The organism is Paenibacillus sp. GXUN7292 (assembly GCF_050864975.1).
In the GTDB taxonomy this organism is placed as follows: domain Bacteria; phylum Bacillota; class Bacilli; order Paenibacillales; family Paenibacillaceae; genus Pristimantibacillus.
The window spans coordinates 13,667-26,511 of record NZ_JBOZWO010000040.1 but is presented as its reverse complement, the minus strand read 5'-3'; the positions used below and the strand labels follow the sequence as shown (position 1 = coordinate 26,511).

The 12,845-nt window shown below is 47.5% G+C and carries 7 protein-coding genes; all 7 read right to left on the bottom strand.

Going from position 1 to position 12,845, the window contains the following annotated elements; all coding sequences use genetic code 11:
* Positions 1-67: 67 nt before the first annotated feature.
* A complete protein-coding gene (locus ACRRU2_RS23545; RefSeq protein ID WP_432505439.1) occupies positions 68-2,164 on the bottom strand; it encodes an alpha-rhamnosidase in 2,097 nt (698 codons plus the stop codon).
* A 75-nt stretch (positions 2,165-2,239) separates the two neighbouring features.
* Positions 2,240-5,737, bottom strand: a complete 3,498-nt coding sequence (locus ACRRU2_RS23540; protein WP_432505437.1) for a DUF4838 domain-containing protein — start codon at positions 5,735-5,737, stop codon at positions 2,240-2,242.
* 36 nt (positions 5,738-5,773) lie between these two features.
* Positions 5,774-7,072, bottom strand: a complete 1,299-nt coding sequence (locus ACRRU2_RS23535; RefSeq protein WP_432505435.1) for a Gfo/Idh/MocA family protein — start codon at positions 7,070-7,072, stop codon at positions 5,774-5,776.
* A gap of 39 nt (positions 7,073-7,111) precedes the next feature.
* A complete protein-coding gene (locus tag ACRRU2_RS23530) occupies positions 7,112-7,951 on the bottom strand; it encodes a carbohydrate ABC transporter permease (RefSeq protein WP_432505433.1) in 840 nt (279 codons plus the stop codon).
* 18 nt (positions 7,952-7,969) lie between these two features.
* Complete coding sequence (locus ACRRU2_RS23525) at positions 7,970-8,908, bottom strand: carbohydrate ABC transporter permease (protein ID WP_432505482.1); 939 nt, start codon at positions 8,906-8,908, stop codon at positions 7,970-7,972.
* An 86-nt stretch (positions 8,909-8,994) separates the two neighbouring features.
* Positions 8,995-10,485: a sugar ABC transporter substrate-binding protein gene (locus ACRRU2_RS23520; RefSeq protein ID WP_432505431.1), complete on the bottom strand. Its 1,491-nt coding sequence runs from the start codon at positions 10,483-10,485 to the stop codon at positions 8,995-8,997.
* Between the two features lie 183 nt (positions 10,486-10,668).
* A complete protein-coding gene (locus tag ACRRU2_RS23515; protein WP_432505429.1) occupies positions 10,669-12,771 on the bottom strand; it encodes an AraC family transcriptional regulator in 2,103 nt (700 codons plus the stop codon).
* Positions 12,772-12,845 lie beyond the last annotated feature (74 nt).

Sequence of the window (12,845 nt, the reverse complement as noted above, 5' to 3'; positions counted from 1 at the left end):
CTTCGTCCCCTGACAATAAGGGGCGAAGCCATTAGATATTCTGTCTAAGAACAAGTGTATATTATAATCAGTATGCTTGCGTTGGACACGTACGATATGCAATAACATACTCCGATTGCAAGCTGTCCAAGGATAGTTCATAGCGATGATCGCCGATCGCACAAAATGTACCTGCTTCGCAGGCCGGTTCAATTACACTTGTCAATCGCAGCACCGCCGGACGATTGCCAGTACGAATTCGCAGCGATATCTCATCCATGTATATCGCAACATCGTCATCTTCGGCTGTCGGAACGGTTCCTTCAAACCATGACAACCCGCCAAGCGTCGGTTCGATAAGCACTTTAGCATAACCGGCATCAAGCGGACGTACGCCCATAAAATATTTGCCCAACAAATAAATCGGACCGGCTCCCCAGGCATGACACAAGCTTTTGGCAAATGGACGGCCGGATGACTCGTATTGTGCTGCGCCTTCCAACTCCGGGTCATACTTTTCCCAGAATGTAGTAGCACCGAGATCGAGCATGCCTCCCCAATAGCTTTTCATCTCAGACAGCACATAAGCTTGTTCTCCCACCTCGCACAAAGCAGCAAGCTCAAAGAAACGCATATAGGGTGTTACAATGCTTGGCACCGCATCATTTTTCAGTACATGCCTTGCTACCAATTGCCGCTGCTTCTCATCCAGCATATCCAGCAATATGGCGAACATATTGGAATACCGGGTCATTTCTCCTTGCAGCACGCCATTCACTCGGTTATGGAGCAGCCCCCCGCGTTCTTCATCCCAGAACGTTTCGAACAACAGCTTTTTCAGCGATGCCGCTTCCCTGGATAACTCTTGTACTCGCACTTCGTCTTCAAGTAATGCCGCCAATTGTGCGGAAACTTCCAGACTACGGCAGTACAAAACCTGCTGAAAACTCAATTCGCCCTGTTTGTCTATATCCGCCCAGTCGACAAATACCCAGTCCCCCGGTTGACCTTCAAGCATCCCATTGCTATTCGCCCTTCCCCGGCAAAAATCCAGTAATCCCAGCAACTTTTTGTACATACTGCGGACAAATTCCAAATCTCCCGTATACCTGTAATGATCATAAAGCGCAATCATCCAGAAAAAAGAATAGTCCAAAATCGTATTCAAATGAGTGTCGAGCGGATCCTTGCCGCGGAGTGCTATTGTAGTCCGTCGATTGACTGCTTCATCGAAAAAGGAATAATAGTTGATCAAGTAGCTCTGATACGCATCACCCGACCATACCCAGCGATCCCGCTTAATGCCATCAAGAAAAAATTCCCGTGTCGTCAAATGCATCGTATAAGTGGAAATATTCCATATTTGGTTGATGAGCTCATTCGAACAGCGGAATTGTCCCCGGTATTGTACAGGCAAATATTCATATAGAAGCGAGACATCCCGCACCTCGATCCCCGCTTCAACTACTAAGCGCACATAGCGCAATGCCCGGGATGCATGGTGGGTGTACTCCAGTGCAGCATCAGCCCCAATCTCGATACAATCCAGCGTCTCGCAATGTGCCTCGGATAACGCTTCCTCTCGCGACTCGCCATAATACAGCATCACTTTGCCAACACCGGATAGACCATGCAGCTGAATATAACCAAAGGTTTCCTTTCCAAAATCAATAAGCCGCGAACCATCCGGCAGCTGCTCCTCGCAAATATAGCCCTGCTTCATCGTAGCAAGGCGATAAGCAGACGGCGGGTCGGTCACCTTATTGAAATCCCACGAGCCGGGAGAAACCCACTGCCAGTTCGTATGCGAGACGTTCCAGTGGGGACCGCTCGCTACCGAGCTGCCCTGTGCAAATAAAGCCGGCAATCCCGTTTCATTGACGACCGAAATAATCAAGTTGTGCTCGCCTGCCGGCAGTACGATGCGTCCGCTTGCCGACGGCACCATCAAGCCGTCGATCATAACATTGTAACGCCCTTCTGCCGCAATGCTTATTTCCTCTGATTCTGCTATCGTGTAAATATACTGGAACTTCAAAGAGACATAAGGGGAATCCAAGCGGTAAAATGGCGGGTAAATGCTCCCCCGCTCCTCCCGGCGCAGGCATACTTCGCGGTGCAGCCAAATTTCAAAATCGCCGGGATACCAAATCCAGGTTGCGGTCTGTTTCTCCGTCGTCAACAATGGTAACGCTCCTTTGCTAATAAGCCCGCATTGGGGGCGGAAGCCGCCGCTTTGCGGGCCATATATTATTGATTGTTATTGATATACATTAGCGTCATCCACATAAAGCTGGGTTCCGCTCTCCAAATTGCTCACGTTAATCGTGAATTGTATCCTTCCAACAACAAGATCATTATATTCGGCGGGAATATAGGCGGCGAAACTAATCGACGACCACCCATCCGGCGAGTTGATAATCGGTCTGATCTCGGAACGCATAACTGTAATGCCTTTTCCATCGGCCGTGTTCAAATTGAAACCAATCTGGATCGTACCTCCGGTTGTTGTCGAGCCCTCAGGCAGCTTATAATATACTTTGGCAGCAGCCGGTCCGGCTTGCGGAATAAAGTATTGATAAGGAACTACAGATGGCCCGGCACCAGTAATTACAATACTGGAATTGCTTTGATGCCCATAGTCCGTAACTCGCGTAACTGTGCCCTGATTCTGTACATAGAAAGCCCACGGCGGTGCAGAAGTTGCCGTCCCTTGCTCAAAGGACGCGTTGCTCGTAACCGGAGCCGCGCCTTGCAGAACGTTCAGCAAAAGCGCAGCGAACTCTCGCTCCTGCGCGGAAGCGGAGTTTCCGCTGAGCGCTTCAATCCGATCTGTCAAAACACCGCCGCTCGGCTCATGCTCCTGAATATAATCGGCGAATTTCCAGAATGTTTGTCCGTTCAACCATTCCTTACTTCCCTGATAGATGACGAAATCGTCCAAATACAGCGTCGTTTCCGGCTCTACCTGGTTCAGAAGAACGACCATCTGGACACTCTTGACGCTATCCGGAATGTCTGTCAGGAAATCGACGGATGACCATGTTCCCGTTGTCGCCCCTACCTTCTTAGTTTCCGAAACGAGCGAGCCGATCTGCTGATTGCTGGCATCCCGCAAATTGAAGGTGATTTGGATCGTTGCATTAGTCTTCGTTCCCTCAGGGGTAAAATAGTGAATACGCGACGCCATCATCCCCGGATTGACATTGACGGTCTGATGCGGACCACCGCGGCGCAGCGTGCTGATCATCATACTGGAATCACCCGAGTGGCTGTAGTCTGTCGAACGCTTGTACACGGTATTGCTTTCAAACCATGGGGACCACGACTGCGGAACGTCCCCGCCAAGCTCGAATGAAAAATTGTTATTGAGCGCAAACAGCTCCAAATTTACGTTTTGCAGCAGATCGGCGTATTCGCGCAGCTTTTCGTTTTCTGCATGCGTGGTCAAATCATAAACCTGCTGACTTACCGTTCCACCGTTCGGTTCGGACACTTTCATATAGTCCGCCAGCGCCCAGAACGCTTCGGAGTCAAGACCATTCCAATGCAGAAGCGGGTAATAAATGCCTGTCGGCGACGGCTTGATGAAGTGCATCAGCACAGAATCCTGTGCGAATTCATCCAGAAGTTCGTAGCGTTTCCGTGCTTTGTCCATCTTCCGCTCCATGGTGGCGGGATTCAGCAGGGCAAGTGCGTCTTGCTCGTTCAAAGACGCGAACTTCGGCGTATAGCTTAGCACCGATGCTTCGTAGTATTCGAACGCACGCAACAGCATAACCGCTCTCGATTTTTGCTGCTCCGTGCCTGCCTTCTCGACTACCGATTCCAGCAAGCTCCTGCTATCCGATATTTCTTGTTCCGTGGCCAGTGCTAAATAACCAGGGTCGCCAAATTCCAGATAAGTCGTCCGTTTCCGAGCTTCAAACCAGGTCGAGCCTTGAATGCGCTCTGTCCAGAACTGTTCCCAGTGATCATAATAGGAGCGGAGGTCGGCTGCGGCTTCTTCACCTACCGCCCGCACATACCATTCGTCGAGAAGTGCATCAACGTCCTGATCGGGATTCCATTGCAGCTTGGCGGCGATCCACGGCTTTGGCCCCTCTCCCCAGTTCGGGGACAACTCTGCATAATGCGCCAGCACGCCATGTTCCCCGGCATAGGCGTAATTGTCTGCCATCTGCCTGATGTACATGCGAGGCAGCAAGTAAGGATTGCCGTAGATGTAATCGTACCAGGCGATATGGTCCGCAGCCTGCTTCCATTTCTCCAGCACTTGCTTGGATCCACTCTCTACTTCGGCATCTATCCACGCCATCCGATCCTGCGTAATAAACGGTACTACGCGAGAATTCAGCCTGAAGGAAGGCGGATCCATGACGCTATCGTAAGCGAGCAATCCGAACCATTTATCCGGGTATATGGCCAAAACTCCTTCCGCAACTTGATTCACCCAATTATAGTAAATATCCGACATATCCAGAACGCCTACGGAATTGATTTTCCCTGTGTACAGCGGATGATCAGGCTCTGTCTCGCAATAGCCTTTGCCGTCGTTTACCCCAAGTGAGAAAGAATCGGCTTCTGGATTGTTCGAGAAAAATTCAATAATTTTGCCTACCGCCACGTCCACCGTTCCAGGCTCCGAAAAACAAGGCTGCCAGGAATTCGTCAAGGTTGCCGCCGGAATGTACGGTACACCATTGCGCACCGGGTAAAATTCCGGATGACTCTGACCGAACTCCTCGGGCGGAAAGAGTGAATAAATGTTATGGTGGAACGAGAGTCGGCTATGCATACGATTTTTGCGTGCCCATGCTGCTTGCACCGGATACGTGGTTCCATTAAGCGGGCTGAACACGCGGGATATAAAAACCGGCTCTTCTTTCATCATTTCGCGGGAGATAGACAATGTCGCATGCTGCGGGACATCCTCGCCGTCCGGTCCCGGCATCAGCCATCTGACACCCACATACTTTTCTAGAAAAGCATACACACCATACTCGGTCCCCCAAGAGGTCGGACCGCTTACTGTAATCCTCTCTTCTTCAGGAAGAATGACGTAACCGTCTCCATCCATGCCTTGCAGCAGTTCGCCAAGCCGCGGCTCCGCTTGGGCATCGCCGACATAAATACGAATCCAGTCTGCCGGCTCCCCATCGCTGCTCCCCGCCTGCTCCTCAGCCAGCACCGGCAAAAGCACGCCTGTCGACTTCTTCACGTACTCCGCCAATGTTGCTGCGGCCGCTTGCGTGCGCTCATCCGCGCCTTCTGCGATGATAATCGTCGATTTCGCTTGCCCGTCGCGCACGATGACCAGAGGTGGTAAGACGGGAATCACAAACGCCGGAGCAGATACGGAAGCCGCGCCTTTAAAGGAAACGCTGTACACAACCTCAAGTTCCATAACTTCGGGAGCAAGCGGGGGGACAGTAAATGTCGCGATCTTGCTTGAAGTCTCCCAGGCATACGAAGTCGGAGCTATAACCTCGGCCGCTCCGCCTTTCACCTCCCGTTGAATCGTAAAATCGCTTGCTTTCGGTTTTCCGCCAGGCGGTTGCTTGTTGAATCTGACGTTAATTGTACCGTTGTCTGAGTTTACCGACACAATGATCCCTTGACTGTTGCCTCTCTCTTTCCCTTCCCCAGCGGTGCCGCCATCATAGACCGCCTGCGAGTTGCCAAACGAAATACCTGGAAATGTAAACAGCAGGCATATAACAAGTAAAGCAGATCGTAAAAACTGCATTTTCCTCATATTCACCACATCTCCCCTTTGCCATTTCAGCGGTTATTATATCGAGATCGTCCTCCGTTCTTCTCTCGACCTGTCCGCAGCAAACCCTATAAGATGGCCGTAAAGCGATTGTTCCAGTGATGTAGATGACAGCGACGGCATTCCACCGCGCAGGACGTTGATAAAATCAGCTACAAGCCGTAAATCTCCGCCCCCATGCATATCCATCGATACATTTAGCTCCACCTTGCGTTCAGAATACTCATGACCTTGGCGCGGATCGGGATGTCTGACGGTGAACCAGCCATCCTCCATTACGCCTTGAATTTCACCTTTTTCTCCAATGATATGAATGCTGCGGCAAGGCTTTGCCGTTGCTCCGTTCAAATTATGCGTCGCCGTACTTCCATCCTCGAATTCTACGATCACCGATTGATGGTCGACAACATCGTTATCACAACGCCATACACAACGTCCATAAGGATTGTCTGTCCGCAACGACTCCAGGACTTGATCAGGCGTTTGATTTACTCCGAGATGCTCATTATAAGAAACATAAGGAACCCACAATCCCTGCTCCACATAGTGCTTCCTGGCTGAATATATGCATGTGGATTCGATTTGACAATCTGCGAGACAACGCGTTCCTGATCCTTCCGGTGCCCGTTCCGGCCGGAATTGCAGCAGACTGCCTACGCTTGCAACAGTCGCCGGTCTGACTCCGCTCTTCATCCAGGTAATCAAGTCTAGATCATGACAGCATTTGGCCATCAACATAGAGGAACCGCCTGTCTGCTTGCTGTTCCACTTTCCGCGAACATAGGCCATAGCCATATGATGATAACTGACATTTTCTTCAGTATGGATGTGAATAATTTTGCCGATTTCATCTTCTGCAATCAGCTTGCGAATTGCGGCATAATAAGGAGCATAGCGCAGTACATGACATACCATCACATGGCGGTTGTAACGCTTGGCAGCCGCTTCCAGCTCCAACACTTCCGCCTCAGATGCGCCAATCGGCTTCTCTAGCAAAATATGATAGCCTGCCGCCAGCAACGGCAAAGAAGTCGCTACATGCACATTGTCCATCGTTCCATTGATTGCCACATCCGCTATTTGAGGTCCTGCCACTAGCTCATCTACTGATTCAAAGCTCATTTCTGCAGCAAGTTGATATTTATCCGCTACCAACTGTCTGCGTTCTGCATCCGGATCTACAACAGCAACAATTTGCAGTTCCTCCGGGTGTTCATCCGCATAGGATGCGTATACGAGACTACGATGCCCCGCCCCGACAATAACAGCAGTCATCGGCCGGTCTGCTGGAATGAATTTGCTTTCTATCTGTTCCATACTCTAGTTAAACTTCCTCTCCATATTTTTTTAGAACAGCTAACCTTTAACGCCACCCAAAGTAGCTCCTTCCATAATCCAGCGTTGGAAAAAGACGAACATGAATACGGACGGGATCATCGCAATTAATACGCCTGCAAACAATGTCACCCAATCCGAAGTGTACTGCATCAGTTGGTTGGCTTGATACATAGCAACGCCAATCGTATATTTTTTCTGGTCGCTCAAATAAATGAACGGCGCCAGAAAATTGTTATACAGACCAAGAAACTTGAAAATCGCAACCGTTACAATCCCCGGTGTTGCTAGCGGCGCAATAATCCGTAAAAAAACTTGAAAGATCGAGGCTCCATCTATATAAGCGCTTTCTTCTAACTCTTTCGGCAATGACTGCATAAAGCCGCCTAGCAGCAGCAGAAAGAATACACTTTCACCGAAGCTGTCCAAAATAATCAATCCGGTAAGACTATTCGTCAGTTGCAAATCCCGCATCAGCACAAATTGCGGAATAAGGGCGTTAATCCCTGGCAAGAACAACGAGAGCATAATGATGCCCCAAATCAGTTTCCTGCCCTTAAACTCAATACGTGTTAATGCATAGGCATTCAGCGTAGTCAAGAAAGTACCAATAATCAAACTTAAGCCTACATAATACAAAGTGTTTAATAGCGATTTGCCGATGCCGTACTTCACCCAGGCCGTCTTATAATTGCTCCATTGGAGCGTCTCAGGCAGTGACCATATATTTTGAAAAAACTGTTGATTTGTTTTCAGAGATTGGTAGAAAACCCAGACTAACGGGTATAATACCGATAATGCACCCGCAATGAGCATCACAATCCAAAGCACATCGGCTAAAGAACGCTTTTCAGTCACCATCGTTCATCCTTTCAACAATCAGTACTCCACAGTTTGGCTCGTTATATATTTATCTGTAATAATTTTTGCAATAACGAGGACGACAAACAAAAACATGCCAACCGCGGAAGCATATCCGTAATTATGGTATTCCGCTCCGAAAGCCAGATTGAACATGTATAGCCCGATAACATCTGTCGAACCTGCCGGACCGCCATTTGTCAAAATCAGCACATGCTCAAATCCTTTCAAGGAACCGAGTACCAGGAACAAAGCGCCTACACGAACAATCGGCATGATCAGCGGTATGGTGATCTTCACCAGACGGGTCATCGGCGTTGCTCCCTCGAGAATAGCGGACTCGTAAAGTGACTTTGGAATAGTAACCATTGCATTCATAAAAATAATGACGTAGAAGCCTACCCCTGCCCAAACATAAGGCGGAATAATTGCCCAAAGCGCCGTCTTAATTTCTCCCAGCCAATAGTATTCTCCAATATGAATGCCAACGAGGCGAAGCATAGAATTAAGCAGACCAAAGCTGCCATCGTAAACGAATGCCCATAGCAAAGCTACAACAACGCTAGAGAGCACATTCGGAAAGAAAAATATGACTTTATAAAAAGGAGTTCCCTTATAATTTTTGTTCGTCAGTATATAAGCAAGCAACAATGAAATCAGAATAACAAGAGTAGGCACGAAAATCATATAGATGAGATTATGAAATAATGCCCGCCACACGTATTTGTCTTGAATAAGCGTGACATAATTTTGAAACCCGACAAAAACAGGATCGGATATGCCGTTCCAGTTCAGTAACGAATAATAGGCGGACATCAAGTTGGGATACAGCGTGAAGAGCAGATAACCGCCAAATGCCGGAGTGATGGCAAGCAATAAAAATATCCACTTTTGAGTCTGCTTTCTGCGCAGCCAGCCTTCCCGTTCAGGAACGGCATTACGGGTCAACTGTTTCATATTGTTCAAAACGTGCAGCTCCTTTCATGTGCAAATAGTGAGGAGGAAGAAAGCTTCCTCCGCTATTTACGCTGCGAACATGATGTTTACTTCTGCTCTGCAGCAATGGCTTTGTCTATTAATTTTTGCGCTTCTTCCAGAATTGGAAGCGGGTCCTGCTTGCCGGAGGCAATCTGGCTCGTCGCTTCGTTAATCATTTTCAGCGCTTGCGCATAGGAAGGATCAGCAAGGGTCGTATTTCTGAAACCGCTCTCCATTTTCACATTATTGTTTTTGATGTACTCGGCAACTGCCTTTGACGCTTCCTGGATTTTGTCCGCACGAGCCGGATCATCAGCAAAGTCTTTACGGACGGACAATTGCCCGCCTTTATCGGCAATGACTGTCTGAACATCCAGGTTCCACAGCCAAACACTGAATTCTTTGGCCCACTGCTTGTTCAATTCCGGCTTGGCTGACCAGATGAAAAAGCCATTGCTGATTGAGCCGCGAATATACTTTGTACTCTCAGGATCATCTCCCAGCGGCACCGCCATAAAGCCCCATGTAAAATCTGCCGGCGTTGAATCCTTCATCTCATTTTGCACCCATGCGCCAGTGGACACCATCGCTGCTTTTCCTTGCAGCACCTGCATTTGCGATTGCGTGTGGTTCAATGCGGCTAATCCTTCAGGGAAGAAGCCTTTCTGTCCCAATTCATAGACTCGTTTCCACACTTCTACTGTCTCGGGTGAGCTGTATTCATTGCGAAATTCTCGAAAGTCAGCCTCGAAGGCATCCGTTCTGCCGTTTATTTCCGCGAGCTCAAACCTCTTCCAGACTCCGAATGCATGGTTAATATAATCAGGCACTTGCCCTGGCAGAGAAATCGGAATAATCCCTGAAGCTTTAATCGTTTCACCAAGCTCTACAAATTCAGCCCATGTTTTCGGATTTTGATTCCAGCCGTTCTCCTCAAACAGTTTTTTGTTGAAGAAAAGCCCCGCTGTCGTTCCGGAGTTTGGCAGTGCATAGGTTTTGCCTAGTATTCTCGGCGCTCCTTCAAATTCGCCGTCAATCGCCAGCTCTTTAATTGTTTTGCCGTTGCCATCATAAGCTTTACGATCCCATAGATCCTCTTGCGACTCAATCTTGCCGCTTTCTGCAAGCGGAATTTGTGCGGCATTCCCGCCCGGCAGTACCGCTGAGAACAGATCGAACATATCGTCATCATTATTTGCGGCAATTTTCGTAGCGGTCAAATCGCCTATTTTCGGTGAATACGTCACTTCAAAGCTAACATTCGGGAACTTCACTTTAAAGGTATCCATCGCATAATCGAACCATTCCCGCCCCATGCCAGCTTCGAAAAATCCGACCTTCAACACTACCTTCTCATCTTTTGGCAAGCCATTTTCTTCGTAAACAGCGCTTTCAGCAGGAGTATTAGCGCTACTCGGGGGATTGGTTTGATTTCCTTGGTCGCTGACCTGCTCGTTATCCTTGCCATCCTTGCTATTGCTGCTGCAGCCGATCAGCGCCATCGACAACGCCAGGCAGGCGACAAATACAAATACTATCTTCTTTTTTGTAAACAATGTGAACCCTCCTCATAATGATAATCGGACGTGCGGTACGATTCCCGCCAAACAAAAAGGGAGTCGATCTCGCTGTCTAAAAGTAACACAGCCCGTCGCTCCCCGTATAGATTCATTATTATCACTACATATACAATATTTGAATAGACTGAAAACCCGCTATTTTCCTGTATATTTGAAGCTTCATATCATGTCCTTCCGATAATTTCCCGGTGTGCTGCCCATCACTTTTTTAAATACGCGAATAAAGCTCAAAGCATGCGTGTATCCCACTTTAACTGCCACTTCATGGATTGGTGCCTCTGTTTCTTTTAACAATTGTTTGGCTTTGTCGATTCGTATTTCTGCAACATAATCATTAAACTTTTCTCCAAATTCCTCTTTAAATAATCGGCTAATATAGCTTGCCGTTACATTGAATTCTCCGCTCAATTGCGCAAGCGACAGATCCGGATTGTCATAGTGTTCATTAATATACTTTTTAATCTGATGAATCAATTGATGGTGATTGCGATTTTCACGGACTTCTCTCATCTGCTCGAATGCGCCTTCTAATACATGTTTAACATCACGATAGATTTCATCAATTGTCTCATTGTCGGCCAGCACAAGCTTCAATTCACCCTGCACCTCTTCATTCCAAAAATCATGGAACTCCTTCGGAAGCTCCATCACTTCCTTGTGCAAATTATTAATCAAATAGCTGGTTAGACTGATAAGATCATCCCGCGAAAAGAGCTCCATGCTTAGCGTATTGTAAAGCTCCTGAAACTGCTGCTCCCAAGCTTGATTGCCAGTCCTAAACAACTGGCAAATTTCGCGGATATGCTGCATTGGCCGAAACACTTCCCCTTGCGGCAAAGCAGCTATATCCTCCGGACCGATAATCCGATTCGTGCCAAGCGAAAGCTTGAATGTAAGGGCCTCTACCGCATCCCAGTAGGATGAGGATATTTGTGCAAGTGCTGCTTTGTCGCTCCCAAGACCGATCGTCACTGTAAATAATAGATTGCGAGCCACCCATTCCTGCAGCTTATGGCATAAAGAAATCAGGTCATTAGCCGCTTCTTTTTGCTCCTTAGATGACATACATATTACTGCCATACGCTGTTGATCGATCCACTCAGCCCATGTATTCGTCGACTCATTGTCCGAGATTTCCTGACAGACCATACTTAACGCATATTTCAGCAAATGCTGATCACGCCGGCTGTAGTTCTTTTCGAACACCGAATAATGGTCGATCTCAATTAACATCATCGTAACAGACTGAAAACTCGTCTCCATCCCCAGTTTCTTAATCTCACCCAACCAGTGCTCCTCGGGTAAAGCCGCGCCCTCTTCCAACATTGCCCGAAATATATGGCGTTTGCGATAAATCAAATTTTCTTTATTTTCTTCATAGAGCTGGCTTGATTCATCCAGCAAGGATTCAATCGTCCGTTCTATGAGTTTCATCTCATCCTCTTTATCAGCCATCTGCAACGTTTTGCTTTTCTGCTTGGAATATTCTGCAATCCGATTAATAACCGTCAAGATGGGCTTGTAGTTGCGGCGAGTAACATAAATAAGCCATACACAACCGAGAATAATAACAACACAACCAAATATAATCCAAACATAAAATAGGGAGGACACCCACTCCATCATGCTGGCACGATAAATGCCGCTGCGCACCGTCCAGCCTGTGTAATCAGATTTGACACTGGAAAGAAGCTTGCCTCTTTCAGATTGCGAAACTGTAACTTGATCCTGCTGTTTGGAAACAATAACCTTGTTTTCAGCATTCACCAACTCAGCAAAGTAAAAAGGAGAGTCAGAAGTTTGTTCTATTAGTTCGGCTAAACGATCCGTGCTTACATTAACGACAAATAGACTTCGATCAGCTAAATTGGCAATCTTAACAAGACTTATGACTTCAGCCGGCTCCCCTTCTATTTCTTCATTGTACCGCCGTTTATCCACCCAATAATGAGGTTTTAAGCTTGTTACATTCCGACCTACAAACTCTTTGTCGCCAAACTGCTCAATTCCTGTCGACACTGTCGGTGTAACGACCGTTTGTCCAGTAACACGATACAAATATAGGGAATCGATAAAACGATTATTGTTCATTATTTCTTGTAATGCTGCAGCCGATTGATAGTCAATAAAACGATTGCTACCAGCTTCGGCTTCTTCGAAAAATGCTTTTATCCGACTATTGCTTGAAATTTCGCGCATCATCATGCGATCGATGTTAAGCAGCACATCATCAATAGTTTTCAACGTATGCTGTGTGATCATATCGTTGCTCCGAACGGCTGATTGTTGTGACATCTCGCTTAAAACAAGATATGTTATAAAAAGTAAGCTCAAGC